The following is a 24479-nucleotide window of genomic DNA, read 5'->3' as shown; positions in this document are numbered from 1 at the left end:
CGGTTACGCCTCTTCCCACGGGGCAGATGATCTGATTCGGAGGCGGGGCCGATGATTGTAATCGTTGACGAGCGTGAGCTCGTAACTGAGGGGTATAACTCACTTTTCGATCGCGAGGGGGTCGCCTGTGCGGGCTTCGCGCCTGGCGAATTCGGCGAGTGGGTAACATCGGCTGCCGACACTGATTTGAAGTCGGTCCGCGCCTTCCTCATCGGCGACTGCCGCGAAGGCGCCATCTCGCCACGCCAGATCCGCGACCGCACCGGCGCTCCGGTCATCGCGCTCAGCGAACAGCACTCGCTTGAAAATACGCTGCGGCTGTTCGAGAGCGGCGTCGACGACGTCATCCGCAAGCCGGTCCACATCAGAGAGATCCTGGCCCGTATCACCGCCATCCGTCGCCGCGCCCATGAGGACGTCAGCTACACCGAGATCGGCGCCATGCGCATCTTCATGGACGGACGCGATCCCGAGATCGATGGCCAGCCGCTGCCACTGCCGCGCCGCGAACGCCGCATCCTCGAATATCTGGCGAGCAACCGCGGACGCCGTGTCACCAAGACCCAGGTCTTCAACGCCATCTACGGCATCTTCGACGAAGAGGTCGAGGAGAACGTCGTCGAGAGCCACATCAGCAAATTGCGCAAGAAACTGCGCGAGAAGCTCGGCCAGGATCCGATCGATTCCAAGCGCTTCCTCGGCTACCGGCTGGTGTTCTGATGGCGGTCTGCGCCAGCCTCGCGCAAGACAGAAATCATACCCTCGCGACCACAGACATGGGCATTGAGGAGACGTTTCGATGAGCCTTTACGGAATGATGCGGACCGGCGTTTCCGGGATGAACGCACAGGCCAACCGCCTGTCGACGACAGCCGACAACATCGCCAATTCCGACACCACCGGCTACAAGCGATCCTCGGCCGAGTTTTCGACGCTTATCATGCCGCAGGTCGGCGGCGCCTACAATTCCGGCGGCGTCAACACCACGATCCGCTCGGCAATCAGCGCCCAGGGCGTGCTTCAGTACACGACCTCGGTCTCCGACCTGGCGGTTAACGGCAACGGTTTCTTCGTCGTCCAGGATCCCAGCGGAACGCCTTTCCTCACCCGCGCCGGCGCTTTCGTTCCCGACGCCCAGGGCAGGCTGGTGAACGCCGCCGGCTACCAGCTGATGGCCTACAGCTACGCTAACGGCACACCTGCCGCCACCGCCAACGGTTTCGAAGGCCTGGTTCCTGTCGAGATTTCCGACCAGGAAATGACGGCGACGCCCAGCACCACGGGCAACTTCAACGCCAATCTGCCCGCGGGCGCCACCCCGCCCGCCGGTCCGCTGCCGTCCTCCAACAGCGCGACGGCAGAGTACACGTCGAAATCCTCGATCGTCACCTATGACAATCTCGGCAACAAGAAGCTGCTCGACGTCTATTTCACCAACACCGGCACCGGCACCTGGTCGGTTTCGGTGTTCGACCAGTCCACGGCGACGCCCGGCACGTCCTTCCCCTATACGGGCGGTGCGCTGGCCTCGGCCAACCTGACGTTCGACACCACCACCGGCAAACTCACCGGCGCCGTCGACTCAATTACGATACCCGTGCCGGGCGGTGCGTCGCTCGATCTCGATCTGTCCAGGCTGACCCAGCTCGGCACCGGCTTCACCGTCTCCGAAGCGAAGGTCAACGGCAACGCTCCCAGCACGATCGAAAAGATCCAGATCGGCGAGGACGGCGTCATCTACGCCCAGTATCAGGACGGTTCGACCAAGCCGCTGTTCAAGATCCCGTTGGCCGACGTCCAGAGCGCCGACAACCTCACCGCACTGCCTGGCAACGTCTATGCGCAATCCACCGACTCCGGCACCGTGCGCATCGGCTTTGCCAATGAAGGCAAGCTCGGCAGCATCATCTCCGGCGCGCTGGAAAATTCCAACGTCGATATCGCCGAGGAACTGACCAACATGATCGCGGCGCAGCGCAGCTACACCGCAAACTCGAAAGTATTCCAGACCGGTTCCGACCTCATGGACGTCCTTGTCAACCTGAAGAGATAAACGACGGGCGCTAGTGGGATGAACCCAAACCGGAGCAGCGCGGTGCGCGGATTTCGAATTCAAGGCCACACCGGCAAACCGGCTGGTGTGGTTTGGAATTGGAGGTTTCCGAACGCTGACGCCGCCGACAGGGCAGAAACGTCATCCCCTCCCCACTGGCCTCGTGAAAGACCCGCATGTCGCTGACTTCCGCATTGACCATAGCCCAACAGTCGCTTCAGACCACGTCGAAGCAGACCAGCGTCCTTTCCCGTAATATTGCCGACGCTAGCAATCCCGACTACGCCCGCCGCACCGCGGTCGTCGTCAGCAGCGCGCCCGGCGCCCGCTCGGTGGAGATCCAGCGCGCCGCCAACGCCCTGCTGTTTCGCCAGAACCTCAGCGCGCAATCGGCCTGGAGCGGCCAGAGCACGCTCTACAGCGGCATTGACCGCCTCGCCGTTGCCGTCAACGGCGTCGACAACGCCTCCTCGGCCTCGACCGCGATCGGCAACCTGCAGAACGCGCTGCAGCTTTACGCCTCCACTCCGTCCAACCAGAACCTCGGTTCCAGCGTCATCGACGCGGCCCAGCAGGTGGTGCGCGCGCTGAATGAAGGCACCAAGGCGATCCAGGATTTCCGCACCCAGGCCGATGGCGAGATATCAACGGCGGTCGACGATCTCAAATCGCTGCTCAGCCAGTTCCAGGACGCCAACAAGGCGGTCATCTCCGCAACCCGTTCGGGCACGGACGCGTCCGACGCACTCGACCAGCGCGACGCCCTTTTGAAGAAGATCGCCGACTATGTGCCGGTGTCGACGTTCACGCGCGGCGACAACGACATGGTCATCACCACCAAGGACGGCACGACGCTGTTCGAGACCATTCCGCGCTCGGTCAGTTTCACGCCGTCGGCGGGCTACACCGCCGGCACGCCCGGCAACACCATCTATATCGACAATGTGCCTGTCAGCGCCGGCACCGGCGGCAACGCCAGCGCCGACGGCAAGCTCGCCGGGTTGATCACCTTGCGTGACGGCGTCGCCGCGACCATGCAGAGCCAGCTCGACGAGGTCGCGCGCGGGCTCATCACCGCCTTTGCCGAGACGGCACCTTCGCAGCCCGACCGAACCGGCCTGTTCACCTGGTCTGGCGCGCCGGCCATCCCGGCAGCCGGCACGCTGATCGACGGCCTTGCCGGCTCGATCAAAGTCAACGCCGCAATGGATCCGAGCGTAGGCGGCAATCCGGTTCTGCTGCGCGACGGCGGCGCCAATGGCGCCGCCTATATCGCCAACACCGCCGGCAACGCCTCCTATTCGCAGCTTTTGATCGGTTATGGCGACAAGCTCGACAAGCCGATGCCTTTCGACCCTTCGGCCGGCATCACCGTCACCTCCAGCGTCTCCGACTACGCCGCCAACGCCATTGGCTGGTTCGAAGGCCAGCGCCAGCAGGCCTCTACCAACGCCGACGCCAAGGAAGCGCTGGCATCGCGCACCGCCGAGGCACTGTCCAACGACACCGGCGTCAATGTCGACCAGGAGATGTCGCTGCTGCTCGACCTCGAACACACCTATCAGGCCTCGGCGCGCATGATGAAAACCGTCGACGACATGCTGTCGTCCCTGCTCGATGCCGTGGGATAAGCCATGAAAGCCACATCCGTTTCCTCAGCCGCCCTCTCCAACGCCGCGCGCTATCAGCAGATGCGCATGCAGGCCGAACTGGTCAAAGCCACCAAGGAATCGACGACCGGCACCGTCGCCGATGTCGGCCTGGCGCTCGGCGCGCGCACCTCGCAGGCAGTGACCTTCTCGCGCGATCTCGACCGGTTGAACGTCATCATCGATTCCAATTCGCTGGTCACCGCCCGGCTATCCTCGACGCAGGATGCGCTTGGCCAGCTTTCCGACACGGCACAGAATTTGCTGACTGCGTTGACCGCCGCCGGCAATTCCTCGAGCACCATCACACAGCAAGCCGGCAAGGCCGCCGTGCAGCAGATGACCTCGATCCTCAACGCCAGCGTCAACGGCGAATATCTGTTTGCCGGCACCAACACCGACGTCAAGCCGATCGACGACTTCACCGCCGCCGGCTCACCCGCCAAGGCTGCGTTCGACGCTTCCTTCTCGTCCTATTTCGGCTTTACGCAGAGCGATCCGCTCGCCGCCAACATCACCGCCGCCCAGATGGACAGCTTCATCACCAGCAATGTCGTGCCGCAGTTCATGGGCGCCGGCTGGCAGGCCAACTGGTCGAATGCCACCGACCAGCAGATCGTCAGCCGCATTTCGCTGGGCGAGACCACCCAGACCTCAGCCAGCGCCAATGACGACAGCATCCGCAAACTCGCCATGGCTTCCGCCATGGTCACAAGCCTGCTCTCCGGCAACATCAGCCAGGCCGCGAAGACCACCGTTGTCGGCCGCGCCCAGGCGATGGTCGGCGAGGCCCTCGGCGGTCTCGGCCAGCTACAGGCCGAGACCGGCCTTGCCGAAAAACGTGTGTCCGACGCCAGCGATCGCATGAAGACGCAGGTCGATCTCTTCGAACGCCATATCCTCGATCTGGAAGGCGTCGACCCGGCCGAGGCCGCCACCCGTGTCGCGGACCTGACGCAGCATATCGAGACGTCCTTCGCGCTGACTGCGCGCCTGCAGCAGATGAGCCTGCTGAACTACCTGACCTGACAATCTCAACCGCAACGGTAGAGCCAAACGATGTACCAATTCTCCTACGCCGACATCCAGACCGACTCCGTCACCGATGCCAAGGATCGCGAGCGGCAGCTTTTGACCCGCTCGATCGAAATGCTGTCGGCGGCGGCGGCTGTCGGTCACACCTCGATGGAGGCGGTCGAGGCGCTGCACTTCACCAACCGGGTCTGGACTACCTTCGTCGAGGATCTCGGCTCCAGCGACAATGTCCTGCCCAAGGAACTGCGCGCCAACCTCATCTCCATCGGCCTGTGGCTGCTGCGCGAGGCCGAAGACATCCGCCAGGGCCGCACCGACAATTTCGAAGGCCTGATCGAAGTGTCCCAGATCATCCGGGACGGCATTCAATGACCAACACGCTGAAGATATCGCTGAAGCCGAACGAGAAGATCTACATCAACGGCGCCGTCATCCGCGTCGACCGCAAGGTCACCGTCGAGTTGATGAACGACGTGCAGTTTTTGCTCGAGAACCATGTCATCCAGGCCGACGAGGCCTCGACGCCGCTGAAGCAGCTCTACTTCATCCTGCAGGTCATGCTGATGAACCCGGCCGGCGCCGTAGAGGCGCGCGCCATGTTTCGCCGCTCGCTGCCCTTGCTTTTGGCAAGCTTCGAGGACGAGCAGATCAGCAGCGCGCTGAAGCAGATCGACCGCATGGTCGGCGAAGACCATATCTATGAAGCGCTGAAGGCGATCCGTGCGCTTTATCCGCTCGAACGCCGCGCGCTTGGCGGCAATGACGATGTTCAGGGCGCGAAGCGCCCGCTGGCCGTGGGAGCACAATACTGATGAATGTGGACATGACGACGACAATCCCGACGGGCGCCAACCAGGGCACCCAGCAGACGTCGAAGACAGCGGTCGACTACCAGTCGTTTTTGAAGCTGCTGATCGCCGAGATGAAGAACCAGGATCCGACGAAACCGATGGATTCGACGCAGTATGTCGCCCAGCTCGCCACCTTCTCGCAGGTCGAGCAATCGGTGCAGACCAACACCAAGCTCGACCAGATCATGCAGTCCTCGGCGCTATCGCAGGCGGACGCCCTGATCGGCCGTTCAATCACCTCGGCCGACGGCAAGACGACGGGCGTCGTAGCCTCCGTCAAGCTTGCCAGCAACGGCCTGATCGCCGTGCTGCAGAACGGTACCGAAGTGCCGGTCGGCGCGGGCGTGTCGATAAAACCGGCCAGCTAGACCCGGTTCCGTAGAGGCGCACTCACATGAACGAAGCCGACGCGCTCGACATCGTCCAGTACGCGGTGTGGACGGTGCTCACCGCTTCCGCGCCGGTGGTGCTGGTCGCCATGGCGGTCGGCATCGGCATCGCGCTGATCCAGGCCCTGACCCAGATCCAGGAAATCACCCTGACCTTCGTGCCCAAGATCGTCGCCATCATGCTGGTCGTGGCGCTGACCGGCCCGTTCATCGGCAGCCAGATCTCGGCCTTCACCAACGTCATCTTCGAGCGCATCGAAAACGGATTCTAGAAGCAATTCCAGGAAAAGTGTGTCGCGGTTTTCCCGGGAAAAGCGCGTAGCGCTTTCCCTGAGGAATTGCGTAGTAGCGAGAGCTGCTTGCAGCCTGCTTGGTTCCAGCTAGATTGCGAGTCATGATCCAGGCAACATCGACCGGCAGGCCATGTGCGGAATAGCCGGCGTCTGGCGCAAGCGAAACCCGATCAACGCCAACGACCTGTCGGATGTCATCCGCATGATGCAGGTGCTGGTGCATCGCGGCCCCGACGATCATGACAGCTGGAGCAACAACCGGCTGGCCCTCGGGCACCGCCGGCTGACCATCATCGACCTCTCGCCCGCTGCCCGCGAACCGATGCTGACCGCATCCGGCCAGGGCGTGCTCGTCTACAATGGCGAGGTCTACAATTACCGGTCGCTGCGCGAGACGCTTCAGGCGCAAGGCCTGGTCTTCCGAACCGTCAGCGATGCCGAAGTGGTGCTCGAAGCCCTGCGTCACTGGGGTCCCGAAAAGGCCGTGCCGCTGTTCGACGGCATGTTTTCCTTCGCCTATTTCGACGCCCGCAACAGTGCGCTGTGGCTTGCTCGTGACCGTCTCGGCATCAAGCCGATGTCGGTGGCCGACATGCCGGATCGATTCCTGTTTGCCTCCGAGGACAAAGCACTCCTTGCCTGCGACGGTTTCCCGCGTGACATCGACAGCCGCGAGATGACATTGCGGCTGGCCTGGCAGAGCCGCGATTCCAGCTACAGCCTGTTCGACCGCATCGAGCGCTTGCCGCCTGCCGGCCTGTGGAAGATCACCGACGGCGGTATCGAAAAGCGCCGCTTCTGGCATGTGCTGGACGTGCTGGAGACCGCGCGCATCACCGGCGACCGATCTTCTGACGCGGAGCACATGGCAACGCTCGAGGCGCTGCTCAAGGACAGCGTCGGGCTTCACTGCATCGCCGATACCGGCGTCGCCACGGCCTGCAGCAGCGGCGTCGATTCCGGCCTGATAACGGCGCTGGCAAAGCGGTTCAGGCCAGAGGTCCATGGTTATGTCGTCGACCCGCAGCTCGGCCGCAGCGAGGCCGAAGACGCCGAGCGCACCGGCCGCCATGTCGGTGTGCCCTTGCGCCGGGTACCAGTCGACAGGGATCGTTTTTTCGACCTTTGGCCAAGGGTAATCTGGCATCTGGAAAGCGATGGCTGGCACGCCAGCCATGTCGGGCTGCTGGCGCTTGCCGAACAATGCCGGGTAGACGGCGTCAAGGTGTTGCTGACCGGTGAAGGCGCCGACGAATTGTTCGGCGGTTACCCACTACAGGCCTTGAGCCTGAAGATGTGGCGCCCCTGGTCGTGGCCCCGGCGTCTGTTCCATTCGAAGCGCTCGCTCGATCGGCGATTCGAGCATCAGCGCCGTGCGCCCTACAAGGTCTCGGCTGGAAGCCACTCACAAATGGAGCGCAACATGGTCCTGCGCGCCCTGTCGCCGGAGCTGAACTTCCTGCAGACAGAGATTTTCGACCGCTTGCAGCCGATAGCGCCGCCCGCCGATCGTGCCTTCCTCGGACATTGCCTCTATGACCTCTATTCACATCTACAGGACATCCTGCACCGGCACGACCGGCTGAGCATGGCGGCGTCCGTGGAGCTGCGGGTCCCGTTCCTGGAAAACCGGCTGATCGATTTCGCGATCCATTTGCCGAGGCGGCATAAATACCGCGACAAAACAGGAAAATGGCTTTTGCGGAAGGTCGCTGAAAAGCATATTCCGCGCCAGAACGTCCAGGCGCGCAAGATCGGCTTCGAGATATCGTCCGAATTTTCGGCCGGCACCGAGACTTTGCTGCGCGGCGGTTTCCTGCGCGATGCCATGAAGTGGCCCACAGCCAGCGTGGAGGACATGATCCAGTTCGCGCGGCGCGAGGAACCTTCCAGACTGCGGCTTGTCGGCATGGAGCTTTTCCTGCGCCTTCACGCCGGCGGCGAGACGACCGGCCGGCTCACCGAAGCTCTGCATGCCGCCAGCGACAGAAGCTGACTTCGCCCCCGGTCAATACCCCCTGCCGATACCCGGCGCGGTGGACCAACGAGAACATCGCCCTGGGCAGCGAACCCTTGCCGGCTGACGTATTTTCGCCTTGCTACCCTGTTGTTGGACCATGATCTTTTTCGAAGAGGCGTTCGCCCTTTTGGATGTCGTGCTCTATTTCAAACGCATGCCGTGATTGTCGTCCCGGCGGACGAAACCAGCGCATGAAGGTGGGACAGATCTGATGATCGATGACGAGCCGGACAGCGAACGCGTCTCGGCGCTGGCGCCGTTCCGGCATGGTATTTTTCGCGCCGTCTGGTCGGCCAGTCTGGTGTCGAATTTCGGTGGCCTGATCCAGGGCGTCGGCGCCGCCTGGATGATGACGACCATCGCCACCTCGCCCTATCAGGTGGCGCTGGTCCAAGCGTCGACCACGCTGCCGATCATGCTGTTTGCGCTCGTCGCCGGCGCCATAGCCGACAGCTTCAACCGGCGCAAGGTGATGCTGATTGCCCAGGTCTTCATGCTGGTCGTCTCTGCACTTCTAACGCTGTTCACCTGGAACGGCTGGATGACGCCTTGGACGCTGCTTGCCTTCACCTTCCTGATCGACAGCGGCACGGCGCTCAACAATCCGTCCTGGCAGGCATCGGTCGGCGACATGGTGCCGCGCAACAAGCTGCCGGCGGCTGTGGCGCTGAATTCGCTCGGCTTCAACCTGACCCGCAGCGTCGGCCCGGCGATCGGCGGTATCATCGTTGCCGCTGCGGGTGCGGCCGCGGCCTTTGCCGCCAATGCGCTGAGCTATATCGGCCTCATCATCGTGCTCTTCCGCTGGAAGCCGGATCTGCCGGTCTCGTCGCTGCCGCGCGAGACGCTGGGTGCGGCCATGGGCGCCGGCCTGCGCTATGTCGCCATGTCGCCCAACATCGGCAAGGTGCTGGTCAGGGGCTCGGCCTTCGGCTTCAGCGCCGGCGCGGTTCTGGCGCTGCTGCCGCTGGTGGCGCGCGACGTCGTCAAGGGCGATGCCTTGACCTACGGCATCATGCTCGGCGCCTTCGGCATCGGCGCCGTCGGCGGTGCGCTGATCAGCGTGCGTCTGCGGCAATTGCTGTCCAGCGAGACGATGGTGCGCATGGCCTTCGCCGGCTTCGCCGTCTGCGCCCTCAACGCCGCAATCAGCCACAATGCCTGGCAGACATCAGCGGGCCTCCTCATTGGCGGCGCCTGTTGGGTGATCGCCCTGTCGCACTTCAACGTCACCGTGCAGATGTCGACGCCGCGTTGGGTCGTCGGCCGGGTGCTGTCGGTCTACCAGACGGCGACCTTCGGCGGCATCGCGCTGGGCAGCTGGATCTGGGGCGTCGTTGCCGATGCGCATGGCGCCGAAACCGCGCTCATCGCAGCAAGCATCGCAATGCTCGTCGGCGGCGCCATCGGCCTGCTCTTGCCCTTGCCGCAGCAGACCGCGCTCAACCTCGACCCGCTCAACCGCTTCAAGGAGCCGCATCTCGGCCTTGACCTAAAGCCACGCAGCGGCCCGATCGCCATCATGATCGAGTATGTCATCCGCGACGAGGACGTGCCCGAATTCCTCGCCACCATGGCCGAGCGCGGGCGTATCCGCCGCCGCGACGGCGCCCGCAACTGGACGCTGGCGCGCGACCTCGAAAATCCGACGATCTGGATCGAGCACTACCACACGCCGACCTGGCTGGAATATATCCGCCACAACCGGCGCGCCACCCATGCCGACGCGGTCGTCAGCGAGCGGGTGCGGGCGCTGCACAGCGGCGACGAACCGCCGCGCGTGCGCCGCCTGATCGAGCGCCCGACGACCGCCGGCACCGCGCTGGTCTCGCCGAAGGGTCCGATCGACCACTGACTTCGTCTGGATCGGCGACGCCTCTCAGCCCGCGCTCTGAATCATGTAGAGCTTGCGCGTGGTCTCGCGTATCCGCCACTCGCCTTTCCAGCCCTGCGGCAGGACCAGCAGGTCGCCCGGACCGAGTTCGCGCACCTCACCGTCGATGCGGCTCAGTTCCACGCGCCCCGAAATGATGTGGCAGATCTCAGACGAGTCCGAACGATCGGCGGTGAAGCGACCGGGCGTGCATTCCCAGATGCCGATATCGACGGTTCCGTCCGGCGACTGGAAGAACGAACGTACGGCCTCGACCTGATCGCCTTCGATGGAGGTAGGCTTTGGTGAGAACGCACCGATCTCGGCCTTGGCGAGGTCGTGGAAAGTCGAGAGGTCGATCAAGTCGGGCTCCATAGTCAGTGGCCTGTGAGGCTGTCGGCAATGGCCGCCAGCTTCGAGGTGTGCGCAAGCCCTGCCGCTTCGCGGCGGTCGGCGATGCTGTAGAGCTGGTACATCGAATGCACGCCCAGCCACCGGAACGGTTCCGGCTCCCACGGCCTGACCTTGCGGTTGACCCACGGCAGCTGCGTCAGTTCGGTGTGCGCCCCGAGAACAAGGTCGGCAAGCGTGCGCCCCGAAAGGTTGGAGCTCGAAACGCCGAGCCCGACATAGCCGCCGGCCCAGCCGATGCGGGTAGCGGGATCGAGGCCAACCGTCGTGCACCAGTCGCGCGGCACGCCAAGCACGCCGCACCAGGCGTGGTCGATACGGCAGCCCGCCGTCTGCGGCAAGAGCGTCGTCAGGATCGTGTGCAGCTGGTCGATCGTCGCCTGCTGCGTCTGCCCGTTGACGTCGGTGAGCGAGCCATAGCGATAAGGCACGCCGCGTCCGCCCATGGTGATGCGGCCCTCGCGCGTGCGTTGCGCATAGCAATAGGCATGCGCCGCATTGCCGAGCAGTTCGTGCCCTTCCCAGCCGATGTCGCGCCACAGTTCGGCCGACAGCGGCTCGGTCACGATCTGCGCGCTGTTCAGCGCCAGCCAGGTCCGCTCCTCGCCGGGAATGCCCGCCGTGAAACCTTCAGTCGCGCGGATGATCGTTTCCGCCCGCACGGTACCGCAGTCTGTCGTCACGCTGCCTCTGGCAATGGTGGTCACCGTCGTCTTCTCGTAGATCGGCACGCCCAGCCGCTCGACGGCATCGGCAAGCCCGCGCACCAGCTTGGCCGGCTGCACCCGCGCCTGGCCATGAACGACGAAGCCGCCTATGACATTGCGGATGTTGATGCGCGCGCGTGTCGCGGCGGCGTCCAGCATCTCGACACGGTTCGGGTCGACATCCCAGGAGCGGATCGTCTCGCACTCCTCGCGCACACGCTCTAACTGCGCCGGGTTGGTCGCCACCGTCAGATTGTCGACGCGACGAATGTCGGCGTCGATGCCTTCCTCGGTCGCCACCCGGATCACCTCATCGACGCAACCCGCCATCGCTGCCTGCATCGCCATCACGCCTTGCCGGTTCGATGTCTTGAGGTACTTTTCGCGCGACCAGCTGAAGCCGCCCGACAGCCAGCCGCCATTGCGGCCCGAAGCGCCGAAGCCGGCAAATTCGCGCTCGATGATGACGACGCGCAACGAGGGCTTCGCCTTCTTCAGATAGTAGGCCGTCCACAGGCCAGTATAACCGGCGCCGACGATGGCGACATCGGCCTCGATGTCGCCGGGCAAGGCCGGCCTGGGCACCGGAATCGCCCCCAGATCCGCATACCAGAACGATATGTCGCCGTTGCGCTTGGCTTGCATGGAATGACTTTCAGACGGGGATCAGGTGAGGGTGGTGTCGGCGGTGCTGTCGTCGGCGAGCAGCTTGGCGTCGGTGCCGTCGAAGCAAAGCTCGACCTTTTCGCCGAGGCCAAAACTCTCGCCGGTCAGCGGTGAGCGCACGATGGCGGCGGAACCGTCGGCGAGTTTCACTTCGTATTTCGATTCCGAGCCGAGATAGATGGCTTCAGCGATCGTCCCCGACAGGCGATTGCCGCCATTGGCAGCACTTTGGCCTGGCCGGCGTAGGCTGAGCTTTTCAGGGCGCAGCAGCATCACCGGGCTGGCCTCTCCCGATAGCTTGCGCGGCGCCGTCACCGTCTCGCCGGCGATGCTCAGCGCGGTGCTGGTGCCGTCGCCGCGCGCTTGCCCGCGCAGCACCGTGGAATCGCCGATGAAGCGACCGACAAACAGCGTTGCCGGCTCGTCATAGAGCTGTCGGCCGGTGCCGACCTGTTCTATGCGTCCGCGGTTGAACACGGCGATGCGGTCCGACAGGACCAGCGCCTCTTCCTGGTCATGCGTGACATAGACGAAGGTGGTGCCGAGTTCGCGGTGGATGCGCTTGATCTCCAGCTGCAGCCATTCGCGCAGCTTCTTGTCGAGCGCGCCGAGCGGCTCGTCCATCAGAAGCAGCGGCGGGTCGAAGACTATGGCGCGGGCAAGCGCCACGCGTTGCTGCTGGCCGCCCGACAATTCGCTGGGATAGCGATGCGCGAAATCGCCCATCTTGACCATGTCGAGCGCCCTTGCCACGCGTGCCTGCCGCGTTGCCTGATCGACGCCGCGCAGCGTCAGCGGATAGGCGACGTTGCGACCGACGCTCATATGCGGGAACAGCGCATAGTGCTGGAAGACGACGCCGATGTTGCGCTTGTGCGCCGGCACGCCGATGACGCTCTTCTCCCCGACCAGCAGCTTGCCGCTGGTCACGTCGGTGAAGCCGGCAATCACATTGAGCGTCGTCGTCTTGCCCGAGCCGCTCGGCCCGAGCAGCGTCATGAACTCGCCCGGCTCGATGCGCAGCGACACGCCATCCAGCGCCTTGAAGCCGCCATAGGCTTTGCTGATCGCTTCGAGATCGATCGCCGCGCCCTTGCTTGTCGGCTTCGGGTTCATGGGCGTCCTTTCCGTTCGCGGCCAAGAAGAAGCATGCCGCCGCCGATCAGGATCGTGGTGGCGAAAAGCAGGATCGTGCCGACGGCCGCGACCGTCGGGTCGGCATCGCGCGTGATCGAAGCGAAGATCTGCACCGGCAATGTCTTGAGATAGGGGTTGGTGATGAACAGCGACACGACGATCTCGTCGAAGGAAGTGGCGAAGGCGAACAGCAGGCCGGACGCCACGCCGGGCGCGATCAGAGGCAGCGTCACCGTCCGGAATGTGGTGAGCGCGCCCGCACCCAGGCTCGCCGCAGCCGTCTCCAGCCGCCTGTCGAACACTTCGAGACTGGCCGACACGGCGATCAGCACGAAGGGCAGCGCAAGGATGGTGTGGGCGAGCACGAAGCCGGTGAGCGTGCCGACAAGCTGCGTGTCGAGATAGACGGCGTAGATGCCGATGGCCAGCACCACGCCCGGCACCACCATCGGCGTCAGCATCAGCATGCGCAAAAGGTTTGCCGGCCGCGCCTTCATACGGTCGAGGCCGAAGGCGGCAAGCGTGCCGAGCACCGTTGCCAGCACCGCCACGATCGAGGCGACCTTCAGCGAATTGAGGAAGCTGTTCGACCAGTCCGGATTGGTGACAAAATTCTGGTACCATTGCCAGGAGAAGCCCTGCGGCGGAAACGCCAGCGACTTGTTCTCGTTGAACGACATCGGCACCACGACCAGCGTCGGCGCCACCAGCCATATCGCCACCAGCAGGCAGACGAGGCCGAGAAAAACGCGGGTGAGCGGCTTCATCTCCATCAGCGCCGCCCCGCTTCCCGATATCTGGACCGCATCACGGGTGCAGCCAGTGCCAGCAGCACGAAGGTGGTGACCAGCAGCACCACGCCCATGGCACCGCCCCTGCCCCATTGCAGCAGGCTCAGCACCTGCGTCTGCACCAGCGTCGACAGCATGGTCGAGCGCGGCCCGCCGAGCAAAGCCGGTGTGATGTAGAAGCCCAGCGACAGGATGAAGACGATGATCGCGCCGGCATAGACGCCGGGCAGCGACAGCGGCAGGTAGACGGTGAGGAACGCGCGGGAAGGTCGTGCGCCTAAACTTTGCGCCGCGCGCATCAGCCTCAGGTCAATGCCTTGCATCACCGAATAGAGCGGCAGGATCATGAACGGCAAAAGCACCTGTGCCATGCCGATGACAACGCCCGTCTGGGTGCGGATCAGCTTGACGCCGCTGAACCCGGCCGAGCGCAGCAGCGAATTGATGACGCCGGAATCCTGCAGCAGGATCACCCAGGACAGCGTGCGCACCACGCCGCTCACCCAGAACGGGATCAGCACGCACAGCACCAGCACCAGGCGGACGCGCGGCCCGACCGCGGTCATCAGATAGGCATAGGGATAGGCCGCGATGACGCACACCAGCGTCACCCAGGCCGAGATGGTGAAGGTCCGCTGCAGCACCGTCAGGTTGACCGGCGCACCGAAGAACCAAGTGTAGTTCTGCAAACCCCATTCAGGTTCCGACAGGCTGCGCAGAACGATGGTGAGCAGCGGATAGCCGATCACCGCGATGAGCAAGATGAGTGCCGGCGCCGTGAGCGCGAACGGCCGCCATGCCCGACCCGGCCGCGCATCGGCGACGGGTTGGGCGATGGGGTCGGACGCGCTCACGATCGGCCTCTCACGCGCTCGCTCAGTTGCCGGCCATCAGCGCCGCCCACTTCTCCTGCGCCACCGCAAAGTTCGGGACCCAGAACTTGAAGTTCTGCTTGTAGCCCTGCTTCTGGCGCTCTGGCGTGTTGGTCAGGAAGGCGGCGACCGACGCATCGACTTTGGGCTGCGCGTCATTGTTGATCGGCGTGTAGGAGGTCTGCTGAGCCAAGATCTCCTGCGCGCCTTTGCCGAGATAGGCATTGAGCAGCGCATAGGATGCGTCCGTATCCTTGACGCCGACCGGGATGGTCATCTGGTCCATCACCACCAGCCAATCCTGCCAGGCCGGCGTATATTTGGCGCCGTTCTTCACCGCCGTCATGGCGCGGCCCGTCCACATCATCAGCATGTCGGCCTCGCCGGATTCGGCGAGTTGCTGCGATTCAGCACCCGTCTTCCAGAAAATGGTATCGGGGCCGAGCTTGCGGACCACATCGATGGCCTTGTCGATATCGGCCACCGTCATCGCCTTCGGGTCGCCGCCGGCGACCTTGAACGCCTGTTCGAGCAAGCCGCCGGTCGGGCTGCCGGAGCCGTCGATCCCGCGCACGCCGGGGAATTTCTCCGTGTCGAAGAAGTCGGCCCAGCTCTTGGGCGGATTATCCTTGTACTTCTCGGTGTTGTACATCAGCACGACGCCGTAGTTCATCGCCGGCACCGAGCATTCGCCGACCTGGCCTTCCGGGATTTTCGAGACGTCAAGCTTCGTCAGATCCAGCTTCTGGAACAGCTTGCCGCAGTAGACGTAAGGCGGCAGGTCGTCGGTGTCGACGACGTCCCAGGTGACGTTGCCGGATTCGACCTGCGCCTGCAGCTTGGCGATCTCGGTCGGCCCGTCATTGAGCAAGGTGACACCGGACTTGTCGACGAACTCTTTCAGCGCGGCCGCCTGGCCGTCCTGGTAGATGCCGCCATAGGAAACGAGCGTCAGGGTCTTGCCCTTGAGCGACCCTTCCTTGACCTCGCCCGCCACCGGCTTTTCCTGCGCCAGTGCCGCGGTTGCCAGCACGCCAAGCGCCAGTATGGCGCTGAGATACAAAGTTTTCGTTTTCAGCATGATTGTCATTCTCCCATTTGTGACCCGCATGGCATGAACCTACCTGGCTGCGAGCGGTTTCCAGGCCGTGTATTGATCGAGTTCGGCGCGCACCGAAGTCGGCGGCGCGATGATCCACATCACCTCGGCTCGGCCACTGCCGATGTTCTCGGTGCGATGCGGGGTAGCGGTGGTGTATTCGACGCTGTCGCCCTCTTCGAGCACGTGACGCGCCTCGCCAAGCGAGACCTCGACGACGCCGCGCAGCACCACCAGCATCTCGTGCGCGTCGCCATGCGTGTATTGATCGGAGCCGGTCGAACCGCCGATTTCGAACTCGCCGATATAGACTTCCATGTCGCTCAAGGGGGGACGCGAGAGCAGCATCTTGCGGCAGCCATCGCTGGGCGGCAGGCTCGGACGCTCGCTGCGCCGTAGCACGCCATGCTGTCCGGCCGCGCTGTCCTCGAACAGCATCGCCACGCTAACCCCCAGCGCCGAGGCCATCTGGTTGAGCGAAGCGGTGCTGGCACCGGTCAGGCCGCGTTCGAGCTGGCTGATGAAGCTGGCGCTGGTTCCGGTCATCTCGGCGAGTTCACGCAGGGAAAGCCGGCGTCCGAGGCGCAGGCTCTTCAGCCGCCGGCCCAGCATCTGATGGGCATGTGTCGCTGTCGAGGCGACGCGACTCTCGGCCGGAGCCTGGTTGCTACTCATCCCGTCTTTTCTCCCACTGAACAGCTTGTACAGTGACACTGTACAGCTGGCAAGCGCTGAGTCGGGGAGATTTTGAGATGCCGGCTGAGGCCTACTCCTCGCCCGACAGGTCGCGCCGCGCCTTGTCGAGTTCTTCGGCATAGCGCCGCATCAGATGGCTTTCGGTGAGCAGGCCGAGCACGACGCGGTTGTCGAAATCCTCGACCACGGCCAGTTCCTCGGCGCCGGCGCGCTGAAAGGTTTCGGCGGCGGACTGGACGTTCATGGTCGGCACCAGCACCGCATCCGTGAATTTGGCCAGCGCCAACACCGGCGTCTCGCCGTCGGACGGGTCGCTATGCAGTTCGGCGACAATCAGCACGCCGGCATAATGCTGGTCTTCATCGACGGCGATAACGCGCTGCGCCGAACCCAGCGGCACGTCCTTGCGAAACGCGGCAAGCGTCTTTGCGGCATCGACGGTGCGAACATCCTGGCGCATCATTTTTCCGACCGTCAGGTTGCGCATCCAGCCGACATCGTGGGCGCTGCGGATGGTCTCGCCGCGCAGATGGAAACGCCAGGTCGAGAAGGAGTAGCCGAAGGTTTCGCGCACCAGGATCGCCGCCATCAGCGAGGCCGCCAGCACGACGCCGGTCAACGTCAGGTCGCGAGTCGATTCCAGCGCCAGGAATGTCATCGTCAGCGGTCCGCCGACGACGCCGACAGCAAGCGACGTCATGCCGACGACGGCAGCGACGGAAGGGTCGATGCCGGTCGCCGGCGAAATGATGGCCATCACGCCCGCGAAGGCCTTGCCGAGCAGCGCGCCGAGGAAAAGCGAGGCGAAGAACAGGCCGCCGCGAAAGCCCGAGCCGAGCGAGATCGCGGACGCCGCGAGCTTCAGCACGAAGACGCTGGCGACGACCGCGAGCCCGTAATTCATCGCGAATTCGCGATGCAGCGCGCCATGGCCTGAGGACAGCACCTGCGGCGTGATCAGCCCGAGCATCCCGACGGCGACGCCGCCGATGACCGGGCGCAGCGAACCGTCGATCGACAGACGCGCGAAGCCGCGCTCGACCAGGCTGACCAGATGCATGATGGCGATGGAGGCCGCACCGCCCAGCAGCCCGAGCAGCAGGAACGGCAGATACTGGCTGGCGGTCAGTTCCGGCAGGCCGGAGAGTTCCATCGGAAACGGCACGACGCCGAACATCTCGGCGGTCAGCGAGGCGCAGATTGCGGCAGTCATCACCGGCGCGACATTGGCGACCGAATAGATGCCGATGATCAGCTCGAAGCCATAAAAGGCGCCGGTCAGCGGTGCATCGAAGGCAGCGGCGATGGCGCCGGCCGCGCCACAGCCGACCAGGATGCGCACATCGTTGCGGCGCAGCCGCAGCGCACGCGCCAGCCGCGACGCCAGGCCGGAGCCGACCTGCGTGTAGCCGGCCTCCAGGCCGACCGAAGCGCCGAAGCCGCTGGAGATCATCGTCTGCCCGGCGATGATGAAGGTGTCGGTAAGCGACATGCGTCCGCCGTACAGCGCATTGGCCTCAATCGGGTCGACCGGGGTGCGGAATTTCCGCTTTCGCAGCCAGATCACCGTCAGGCCGAGCAGGATGCCGCCGATCGCCGGAATCAGCGCCTGGAACGGGCTTTGCAGGGAAAACATCCCCGACAGCCGGCCGCCGGGTTGGACGCCAAACAAAAGGAAATGCAGGCCTTGCACGGCCTCGCTCATGCCGGTGACCAGCACCGCCGAGATCACCCCGACGACGCCGGCCAGGGCAACGATGACGATGCCGCGCGCTTCGAGCAGCGGGATCGATCGGATCAGCACCGCGCGCAAGCGGCGGGCATAGACTTGGCGGTGGCTTATGGCGGACACGAGGCAGCTCGCCGATGTGCGAGGGATGAAAGCTGCCGTGCCTGTTACGCCCGGCGGCATTGCGTGGCAATCGCAATGCCGACTGCTTGTGGCGCCATTTTGGCGCTACGGTGATCGGGACGATATCGACGAAGACTGCCGCTGAGCGATCAGGTCGGCTTGGGCTCGCCGGCCTCATAAAGCATGAGGTTGCGCTCGCCTATGCCGAGTGCTGCCCAGCTCGCCCGCCAGTCGGCGATGTGCGGCGAGCGGAAATGCGCGTCAAGTGCGGCCCTGTCGCTCCACACCTCCGTGACATGGATGAGCCCGGCGTCGAGCACATCCTGCGCATAGGAATAGTCGATACAGCCCGGCTCGGCGCGGCTGGCCGAGATCATGCGCTGCATGGCCGGCCTTGCCTCGTCGAGCCGTTCCGCCGGCAGGCGGATAGTGCCGATGATCACCAGCATATTTTTTCTCCTCAAGCCTATGACCTGCCGGCAGTAGCCAGTCTCCCACCCTCGCGCAAGCTTGGCCGGCTAGGCTCGAAGGGCTGCCCTGCTTTCGGGCAGTTCATGGCTCGGGGACGTTATGGCGATCAGCGAAAGCTTAGCGACGGGAACAGTGGCCAAGAACGGCCGCGATGTCTTCTTCGCCATCGGCATCGTCATCATTCTGGCCGTGCTGTTCCTGCCGATCCCGGCCTTCCTCATCGACATCGGCCTCGCCTTCTCGATCGCGCTGTCGGTGCTTATCCTAATGGTGGCGCTGTGGATCCAGCGGCCGCTCGATTTCTCGTCGTTCCCGACCGTGCTGCTCATCGCCACCATGCTGCGGCTATCCCTCAACATCGCCACCACGCGCATGATCCTGTCGCATGGCAATGAGGGAACGCATGCCGCCGGCTATGTCATCGCCGGCTTTTCCAAACTGGTGATGGCTAGCGACTTCGTCATCGGCCTGATCGTCTTCATGATCCTGATCGTGGTCAACTTCATCGTCATCACCAAGGGCGCCACCCGTATCGCCGAAGTCGGCGCCCGCTTCACTCTCGACGCCATCCCCGGCAAGCAGATGTCGATCGACGCCGATCTGTCCGCCGGCATGATCGACGACAAGACGGCGCAGTTGCGCCGCCGCGAACTGGAGGAAGAATCGTCCTTCTTCGGCTCGATGGACGGCGCTTCGAAGTTCGTGCGCGGCGACGCCATTGCCGGCCTCATCATCACCGCCATCAACATCGTCGGCGGCATCGCTATCGGCTATATCAGGCACGGCATGGGCATGGGCGAAGCCGCCGACGTGTTCATCAAGCTTTCGGTCGGCGACGGCCTCGTCACCCAAATCCCGGCCCTCATCGTCTCGCTCGCCGCCGGCCTGCTTGTGTCCAAGGGCGGCACCCGTGGTTCCACCAACCAGGCGGTGTTCGGCCAGCTCGGCGCCCATCCGCGCGCACTCTATGTCGCGGCCTCGCTGCTGGTCCTGCTCGGCCTGATGCCCGGCCTGCCGTTCTTCCCGTTCTTCACGCTGGCCGCCGGCATGGCCGGCCTCGGCTACGTCATCCCGATGCGCGCCAACCGTGAGGCTGCCGCCGTCGAAGCACTCAAGGATCAGGAGAAAGCGAACAAGGTCGAGGAGGAGAAGAACTCGGTCAAGGCCTCGCTCACCACCGCCGAGATCGAGCTTCTGATAGGCAAGCAGCTGTCGACAAGGCTGCTGGTGTCGCATCAGGAACTGGTGTTCCGCATGGCCAAGATGCGCAAGAAGTTCGCCACCCAATACGGTTTCGTCGTGCCGGAAGTGCGTGTCGCCGACGATTTCGGCATCCCGCCGAAGAGCTACCAGATCAAGGTCCATGGCACCGTCGTCGCCGAATACCAGATGCGCGTCGGCGAGATCATGGTGCTGCTCGGCACCCGCGATCTGCCCGACGTTCCCGGTGAGGAGATCCGCGAGCCGGCTTTCGGCATGCGCGCCTTTTCGGTGCTCGAAACCTTCGCCGAGGATCTGAAGCGCGAGAACTACACTTTTGCCGACAACATGTCGGTGCTGCTCACGCATCTGTCCGAGGTGATCCGCAACAACCTGCCGCAGCTTTTGTCCTACAAGGACATGAAGGCGCTGCTCGAACGCCAGGATCCGGAATACCGCAAGCTCGCCGACGAGATCTGCACCTCGCACATCTCCTATCCCGGCCTGCAGGCGGTGCTGAAACTGCTGCTCGCCGAGCGCGTCTCGATCCGCAATCTGCACCTGATCATCGAGGCCATCGCCGAGATCGCGCCGCATGTGCGCCGCACCGAGCAGATCGTCGAGCATGTCCGCATCCGCATGGCCCAGCAGATTTGCGGCGATCTCTCCGAAGGCGGCATGCTCAAGGTGCTGCGCCTCGGCAACCGCTGGGACCTCGCCTTCCACCAGAGCCTCAAGCGCGACGCCAAGGGCGAGGTGCGCGAATTCGACATCGACCCGCGCCAGCTCGAGGAATTCGGCCAGGACGCCACCAAGGCGATCCGCAAACATCTCGAGGCCGGCGAGCGTTTTGTCCTCGTCACCGCGCCCGATGCGCGGCCCTATGTGCGGATGATCATCGAGCGCCTGTTCACCACCCTGCCGGTGCTCTCCCATGTCGAAATCGCCAAGGGCGTCGAGATCAAGGTGCTCGGGACGATCTCGTGAACATACTGTCGCAAGGCGTCGTCATCGCCGCCTTCCTCGCCTTCTGCCGCATCGGCGCCTGCTTCATGCTGATGCCGGGCCTGTCCAGCGCGCGCGTGCCGGTCCAGGTCCGGCTGTTCGTGTCGATCGCCGCCACCGGCGGCCTGCTCGCCTTCCTGTGGGACAAGATCTTTCCCTTCGTCGATGCGCGTCCGCAGGTGCTGGCACCGATGATCATTTCGGAACTTTTGGTCGGCGGGCTGATCGGCGCCATGACCAGGCTCTACATGGAGGCCCTGCGCTTCATGGGCTCGGCCATCGCCATGCTGATCGGTTATGGCGGCACCGGCGGGCCGGCCATCGAGGAGCCGGAGCCGCAGGCGGCGCTCGCCGCCATCATCTCGTTCTCGGCGCTGCTGCTGCTCTTCGTTTTCGATTTCGACCACGAGATCATCCGCGCGCTGGTCGCTTCCTACACGGTGGCGCCGGTCAACGTGTTCTTCAACCCGCAGGCAGCCCTGGTCGATGTCACCGACACGGTGTCGGACGCCTTCTTCCTGGTGCTCCGGCTCGGCAGCCCGTTCGTCGCCTATGCCATTCTGGTCAACCTGACGATCGGCTTCGTCAACAAGCTGACGCCGCAGATTCCGGTCTATTTCATCTCGCTTCCCTTCGTCATCGCCGGCGGCATGATCATCTTCTATTTCGCCATCGGCACCATGCTGTCGCTGTTCGTCGACGGCTTCGTCGACCTGACGCTGGCGAGGTGAGATGACCACGCGCAAGGAACGGCTGAAGAAACTGGTCAAGGTGCAGGAGCAGCTCAAGGCCCTGCACGAGACTCGCCACGCGAGTTTCCTGGCGGCGGCGGCATCGGCCGAGACCGAGGCCAAGGAACTTGTCCAGCATTTCGACACCGACCAGTCGATGGCTGTGCTGTTTCCCGACCTTTACCATCGCCGCATCGCCAATGCGCTGGTCCGGCAGGAAGCGAGCCTGGAAAGCGCCAGGCAGGAGGTCGGGCTGATCGCCACCGCGACGGCGCGCACCAACATGGTCGAGCGCGCCTACAAGGACGTGCGCCGCCAGGACGAACGCGAACGCTCCGACCGCGACCGGCTCGATCTGATCGCCCAGAAGCGGGGGCAGGAGTAGCGGCGAGAGTTTTTGCTTTTGACCCGAAACCAGCCTTTACCACGCAGACTGGCGCTCGATACCCTTTGGGCCTGCGCGATCTTAATGTCTTTTCGTCAGACCGGCAGCCCGAGCTGCTTTCGCAGGCTTTTGTCGAATGCGGACGCGGGGACGAAACGGCGCAGGAGACTGACCTGGCGCGCCATTTTGCCCGCCGCATAGCGTTTCTTCGGAGCGGGATCGATCGCAGCGGCCAAAATGGTCTTGGCTACCACTTCGGGCGCGTCGCCTTTTTCCATCGCTTTCCGAACAGTTGTAGTCATGCCGGCGCGCGCGGAGTCATAGATATCAAGCAACTGATCGGGCGCGGCGAGATTGTCCTCGAATGATGTCCGGGTATAGGCGGGCTCGACCAACGAAACGCGAATGCCGAACGGTCGCAATTCGTGATCGAGCGATTCGGAATAACCCTCGACGGCATGTTTGGTCGACGCGTAAAGCGCGAAATAGGGCGCCGGGATGAACCCCTGGACCGAACTCAAATTAACGATTCTGCCCTTCCCTTGGCGTCGCATTGCCGGCAGGATTGCGTTGGTCACGCGGAAAACGCCGAAGACATTCACTTCGAACAGCGCCTGAGCCTGCGCGATTGAGGACTCCTCCGCGCCGCCAAACAGACCCATGCCGGCATTGTTGACAAGCAGGTCGATGCGTCCGGTGTTGGCCAGAACGTCATCGACCATTTTCGCAACGGACGCGTCGTCGGTCACGTCGCAGGTCAGCATGGTAACGCCGTCGGATTGTTTGGAGGCCGTGCGACGGCTGGTTCCGAATACGTGAAAGCCGGCGTTCCGTAGGGTGTTGGCTGTTGCGCGCCCGATGCCGGAGGATGCCCCTGTGACGAGGGCGACGCCAGGATTGGCCTTGTTCATGGAAATCATTTCCTTCTTTGCGTTGGATCGGAGTCGGGGAAGCATGAAAGGCCGGAGCAAAGGGCGTCAGTCATGACTGCCTCTGGCGCTCGCGTCAGGCTACCGGGTGGTTCCAGCGCCTGAACAAGGCGCTGGCATTCACGCCGCCAAAGCCGAATCCATTGGAGATCGCGTACTCCATCTCCACTGGCCTGGGCTCGTTTGCGACGAAGTCGATTCCGTCGCCGGCCGGATCGGCCGCGCCCAGATTGAGGGTCGGCGGGGCGACCTGATCCCTGAGCGCCCGGATCGCGAAGATGGCACCAAGCCCGCCAGCCGCGCCCAGCAGGTGTCCGGTCGCCGATTTCGTTGCGCTGACTGCTATCGCGTAATCGCGCCCGAACACGCTCTTGATTGCCTCGATCTCACCCAGGTCGCCTACTGGCGTGGAGGTCGCATGCGCATTGAGATGACGAACCTCGCGCGGCGAAATCTCTGCTTGCGCAATTGCGATCTCCATGGCTCGGCGCGCACCGTCGCCGTCCTCAGGACCAGAAGTGACGTGGTGAGCATCCGCGGTCGTCCCGTAGCCGACAAGCTCGGCGAGCGGTTTTGCGCCGCGCGCCAGCGCATGCCTCAATTCCTCGATGACCAGCATGCCGGCTCCTTCGCCCATGACGAAGCCGTCGCGCGACTTGTCGAACGGTCGGGAGGCCTCATCAGGACGGTGATTAAAGGAGGTCGAAAGAGAGCGTGCCGCGGCAAACCCACCGAGGCTGACGATATTCATGCATGCTTCCGTCCCGCCGCACACGGCAATATCGGCTTCATTGGCGCGAATAAGACGAGCCGCATCGCCGATCGCCTGGATGCCGGCCGCGCACGCCGTCACCGGCGCGCCGAGTGGGCCTTTGAAGCCATGGCGGATCGAGATGTGGCCTGCAGCAAGATTCACCAGGAAGGACGGCACCGTAAAGGGCGACAGGCGGCGGACGCCACGCAGGTCGACGGTGCGCACCGCCTCGGTGATGGCGGGAAATCCGCCGATCCCTGAAGCGATGATCGTGGCCGTGCGCAGGCGATCCGTTTCCGAACCCGGCTTCCATTTTGCCTGCACAAGCGCCTCTTCCGCCGCCGCCAGCGCAAAGAGAATGAACCGATCTACCTTGCGCTGATCCTTCGGCGGCAGGACGGCATCCGGATCGAAACCAGCGTCCGGATCTTCTTCTATGGAGGGCACCACCCCGCCGACCTTCGCGGGCAGGTCGCCCACCACATCGTCCGGAAGCCTCCGGATGCCCGAGCGGCCGGCCAGGAGACGCGACCAGGACGCTTCAACATCGGCAGCAAGGGGCGTGACCGCCCCCATGCCTGTAACCACAATCCGTCGCATCTATTCTCCT

At 64.0% G+C, this 24479-nt stretch carries 24 protein-coding genes; 13 read left to right on the top strand and 11 right to left on the bottom strand.

From position 1 onward, the window contains the following. Window positions 1-51 precede the first annotated feature (51 nt). The 10 genes from AC04SH_RS17535 to AC04SH_RS17490 all read left to right on the top strand — a co-directional run bounded on the left by AC04SH_RS17535 (window position 52) and on the right by AC04SH_RS17490 (window position 10145). Complete coding sequence (locus AC04SH_RS17535) at window positions 52-720, top strand: response regulator transcription factor (RefSeq protein ID WP_112559323.1); 669 nt, start codon at window positions 52-54, stop codon at window positions 718-720. Window positions 721-799: 79 nt separating this feature from the next. Then, window positions 800-2053: a flagellar hook protein FlgE gene (locus AC04SH_RS17530; protein ID WP_488575964.1), complete on the top strand. Its 1254-nt coding sequence runs from the start codon at window positions 800-802 to the stop codon at window positions 2051-2053. A 176-nt stretch (window positions 2054-2229) separates the two neighbouring features. Then, on the top strand, window positions 2230-3684 hold the full coding sequence (gene flgK / locus AC04SH_RS17525; RefSeq protein WP_477233047.1) for a flagellar hook-associated protein FlgK: 1455 nt from the start codon (window positions 2230-2232) through the stop codon (window positions 3682-3684). Window positions 3685-3687: 3 nt separating this feature from the next. Continuing rightward, window positions 3688-4731, top strand: coding sequence for a flagellar hook-associated family protein (locus AC04SH_RS17520; protein ID WP_477233048.1), 1044 nt, complete (start codon window positions 3688-3690; stop codon window positions 4729-4731). Between the two features lie 30 nt (window positions 4732-4761). Next, on the top strand, window positions 4762-5109 hold the full coding sequence (gene flaF, locus AC04SH_RS17515; RefSeq protein WP_192254454.1) for a flagellar biosynthesis regulator FlaF: 348 nt from the start codon (window positions 4762-4764) through the stop codon (window positions 5107-5109). Then, window positions 5106-5549: a flagellar biosynthesis repressor FlbT gene (gene flbT, locus AC04SH_RS17510; protein WP_488575963.1), complete on the top strand. Its 444-nt coding sequence runs from the start codon at window positions 5106-5108 to the stop codon at window positions 5547-5549. The genes flaF and flbT overlap by 4 nt, the downstream gene beginning before the upstream one ends. Then, window positions 5549-5956 carry a flagellar hook assembly protein FlgD gene (gene flgD / locus AC04SH_RS17505; RefSeq protein ID WP_192254459.1) on the top strand — a complete coding sequence of 136 codons (408 nt, stop codon included), beginning with the start codon at window positions 5549-5551 and terminating at the stop codon, window positions 5954-5956. Before flbT ends, flgD begins: the two co-directional genes overlap by 1 nt. Window positions 5957-5982: 26 nt before the next feature. Beyond that, window positions 5983-6249, top strand: a complete 267-nt coding sequence (gene fliQ / locus AC04SH_RS17500; RefSeq protein WP_127853917.1) for a flagellar biosynthesis protein FliQ — start codon at window positions 5983-5985, stop codon at window positions 6247-6249. 151 nt (window positions 6250-6400) lie between these two features. Further along, a complete protein-coding gene (gene asnB / locus AC04SH_RS17495; RefSeq protein ID WP_488575962.1) occupies window positions 6401-8266 on the top strand; it encodes an asparagine synthase (glutamine-hydrolyzing) in 1866 nt (621 codons plus the stop codon). A gap of 235 nt (window positions 8267-8501) precedes the next feature. Beyond that, entirely contained in the window at window positions 8502-10145 is a 1644-nt protein-coding gene (locus AC04SH_RS17490; RefSeq protein WP_477233051.1) for an MFS transporter, read from the top strand. Window positions 10146-10169: 24 nt separating this feature from the next. Here AC04SH_RS17490 and AC04SH_RS17485 read toward each other — a convergent pair whose 3' ends face one another. The 9 genes from AC04SH_RS17485 to AC04SH_RS17445 form a co-directional block, all read right to left on the bottom strand. After that, on the bottom strand, window positions 10170-10538 hold the full coding sequence (locus tag AC04SH_RS17485) for a cupin domain-containing protein (RefSeq protein ID WP_488575961.1): 369 nt from the start codon (window positions 10536-10538) through the stop codon (window positions 10170-10172). Between the two features lie 2 nt (window positions 10539-10540). Then, a complete protein-coding gene (locus AC04SH_RS17480; RefSeq protein WP_488575960.1) occupies window positions 10541-11926 on the bottom strand; it encodes an NAD(P)/FAD-dependent oxidoreductase in 1386 nt (461 codons plus the stop codon). Between the two features lie 21 nt (window positions 11927-11947). Next, entirely contained in the window at window positions 11948-13063 is a 1116-nt protein-coding gene (locus AC04SH_RS17475) for an ABC transporter ATP-binding protein (protein ID WP_488575959.1), read from the bottom strand. Next, window positions 13060-13857, bottom strand: coding sequence for an ABC transporter permease (locus tag AC04SH_RS17470; RefSeq protein ID WP_488575958.1), 798 nt, complete (start codon window positions 13855-13857; stop codon window positions 13060-13062). Before AC04SH_RS17470 ends, AC04SH_RS17475 begins: the two co-directional genes overlap by 4 nt. Beyond that, entirely contained in the window at window positions 13857-14729 is an 873-nt protein-coding gene (locus AC04SH_RS17465; RefSeq protein WP_488575957.1) for an ABC transporter permease, read from the bottom strand. The genes AC04SH_RS17470 and AC04SH_RS17465 overlap by 1 nt, the downstream gene beginning before the upstream one ends. 22 nt (window positions 14730-14751) lie before the next feature. Further along, the gene (locus AC04SH_RS17460; RefSeq protein ID WP_488575956.1) at window positions 14752-15828 is read right to left on the bottom strand and encodes an extracellular solute-binding protein; all 1077 of its coding nucleotides are present in this window, start codon (window positions 15826-15828) and stop codon (window positions 14752-14754) included. A 39-nt stretch (window positions 15829-15867) separates the two neighbouring features. Next, complete coding sequence (locus AC04SH_RS17455; protein ID WP_488575955.1) at window positions 15868-16521, bottom strand: helix-turn-helix domain-containing protein; 654 nt, start codon at window positions 16519-16521, stop codon at window positions 15868-15870. A 91-nt stretch (window positions 16522-16612) separates the two neighbouring features. Further along, window positions 16613-18346, bottom strand: coding sequence for a chloride channel protein (locus tag AC04SH_RS17450; RefSeq protein WP_488576043.1), 1734 nt, complete (start codon window positions 18344-18346; stop codon window positions 16613-16615). Window positions 18347-18543: 197 nt separating this feature from the next. Next, on the bottom strand, window positions 18544-18843 hold the full coding sequence (locus tag AC04SH_RS17445; protein ID WP_477233060.1) for a putative quinol monooxygenase: 300 nt from the start codon (window positions 18841-18843) through the stop codon (window positions 18544-18546). A 121-nt stretch (window positions 18844-18964) separates the two neighbouring features. On the opposite strand from AC04SH_RS17445, the gene flhA reads away from it, so the two are divergent. From flhA to AC04SH_RS17430, 3 genes are read left to right on the top strand one after another with little or no spacing between them, the layout of a single operon-like run. Beyond that, the gene (gene flhA, locus AC04SH_RS17440; protein ID WP_192254471.1) at window positions 18965-21052 is read left to right on the top strand and encodes a flagellar biosynthesis protein FlhA; all 2088 of its coding nucleotides are present in this window, start codon (window positions 18965-18967) and stop codon (window positions 21050-21052) included. After that, window positions 21049-21801 (top strand): flagellar biosynthetic protein FliR, encoded by a 753-nt coding sequence (gene fliR, locus AC04SH_RS17435; RefSeq protein ID WP_477233061.1) that lies wholly within the window; start codon window positions 21049-21051, stop codon window positions 21799-21801. Before flhA ends, fliR begins: the two co-directional genes overlap by 4 nt. Before the next feature lies 1 nt (window position 21802). Beyond that, window positions 21803-22186, top strand: coding sequence for a hypothetical protein (locus tag AC04SH_RS17430; RefSeq protein ID WP_488575954.1), 384 nt, complete (start codon window positions 21803-21805; stop codon window positions 22184-22186). A gap of 95 nt (window positions 22187-22281) precedes the next feature. On the opposite strand, the gene AC04SH_RS17425 is transcribed toward AC04SH_RS17430, so the two are convergent. Next, complete coding sequence (locus AC04SH_RS17425; RefSeq protein WP_488575953.1) at window positions 22282-23097, bottom strand: oxidoreductase; 816 nt, start codon at window positions 23095-23097, stop codon at window positions 22282-22284. Between the two features lie 94 nt (window positions 23098-23191). Then, window positions 23192-24469 carry a beta-ketoacyl-ACP synthase II gene (gene fabF, locus AC04SH_RS17420; RefSeq protein ID WP_488575952.1) on the bottom strand — a complete coding sequence of 426 codons (1278 nt, stop codon included), beginning with the start codon at window positions 24467-24469 and terminating at the stop codon, window positions 23192-23194. Window positions 24470-24479 lie beyond the last annotated feature (10 nt).

Source organism: Mesorhizobium sp. CNPSo 4688 (genome assembly GCF_057784295.1).
This window is presented reverse-complemented; position numbering and strand designations above follow the sequence as displayed.

Excerpts from the sequence above, each read along its gene's own strand:
- AC04SH_RS17530 (WP_488575964.1), top strand. The coding sequence starts at position 800 with ATGAGCCTTTACGGAATGATGCGGACCGGCGTTTCCGGGATGAACGCA.
- AC04SH_RS17475 (WP_488575959.1), bottom strand. The coding sequence starts at position 13,063 with ATGAACCCGAAGCCGACAAGCAAGGGCGCGGCGATCGATCTCGAAGCG.
- flaF (WP_192254454.1), top strand. The coding sequence starts at position 4,762 with ATGTACCAATTCTCCTACGCCGACATCCAGACCGACTCCGTCACCGAT.
- AC04SH_RS17490 (WP_477233051.1), top strand. The coding sequence starts at position 8,502 with ATGATCGATGACGAGCCGGACAGCGAACGCGTCTCGGCGCTGGCGCCG.
- AC04SH_RS17520 (WP_477233048.1), top strand. The coding sequence starts at position 3,688 with ATGAAAGCCACATCCGTTTCCTCAGCCGCCCTCTCCAACGCCGCGCGC.
- AC04SH_RS17485 (WP_488575961.1), bottom strand. The coding sequence starts at position 10,538 with ATGGAGCCCGACTTGATCGACCTCTCGACTTTCCACGACCTCGCCAAG.
- fabF (WP_488575952.1), bottom strand. The coding sequence starts at position 24,469 with ATGCGACGGATTGTGGTTACAGGCATGGGGGCGGTCACGCCCCTTGCT.
- AC04SH_RS17480 (WP_488575960.1), bottom strand. The coding sequence starts at position 11,926 with ATGCAAGCCAAGCGCAACGGCGACATATCGTTCTGGTATGCGGATCTG.
- AC04SH_RS17470 (WP_488575958.1), bottom strand. The coding sequence starts at position 13,857 with ATGGAGATGAAGCCGCTCACCCGCGTTTTTCTCGGCCTCGTCTGCCTG.
- flhA (WP_192254471.1), top strand. The coding sequence starts at position 18,965 with ATGGCGATCAGCGAAAGCTTAGCGACGGGAACAGTGGCCAAGAACGGC.
- flgD (WP_192254459.1), top strand. The coding sequence starts at position 5,549 with ATGAATGTGGACATGACGACGACAATCCCGACGGGCGCCAACCAGGGC.
- AC04SH_RS17430 (WP_488575954.1), top strand. The coding sequence starts at position 21,803 with ATGACCACGCGCAAGGAACGGCTGAAGAAACTGGTCAAGGTGCAGGAG.
- flgK (WP_477233047.1), top strand. The coding sequence starts at position 2,230 with ATGTCGCTGACTTCCGCATTGACCATAGCCCAACAGTCGCTTCAGACC.
- AC04SH_RS17425 (WP_488575953.1), bottom strand. The coding sequence starts at position 23,097 with ATGAACAAGGCCAATCCTGGCGTCGCCCTCGTCACAGGGGCATCCTCC.
- AC04SH_RS17455 (WP_488575955.1), bottom strand. The coding sequence starts at position 16,521 with ATGAGTAGCAACCAGGCTCCGGCCGAGAGTCGCGTCGCCTCGACAGCG.
- AC04SH_RS17535 (WP_112559323.1), top strand. The coding sequence starts at position 52 with ATGATTGTAATCGTTGACGAGCGTGAGCTCGTAACTGAGGGGTATAAC.
- AC04SH_RS17460 (WP_488575956.1), bottom strand. The coding sequence starts at position 15,828 with ATGCTGAAAACGAAAACTTTGTATCTCAGCGCCATACTGGCGCTTGGC.
- fliQ (WP_127853917.1), top strand. The coding sequence starts at position 5,983 with ATGAACGAAGCCGACGCGCTCGACATCGTCCAGTACGCGGTGTGGACG.
- AC04SH_RS17445 (WP_477233060.1), bottom strand. The coding sequence starts at position 18,843 with ATGCTGGTGATCATCGGCACTATCCGCCTGCCGGCGGAACGGCTCGAC.
- asnB (WP_488575962.1), top strand. The coding sequence starts at position 6,401 with ATGTGCGGAATAGCCGGCGTCTGGCGCAAGCGAAACCCGATCAACGCC.
- flbT (WP_488575963.1), top strand. The coding sequence starts at position 5,106 with ATGACCAACACGCTGAAGATATCGCTGAAGCCGAACGAGAAGATCTAC.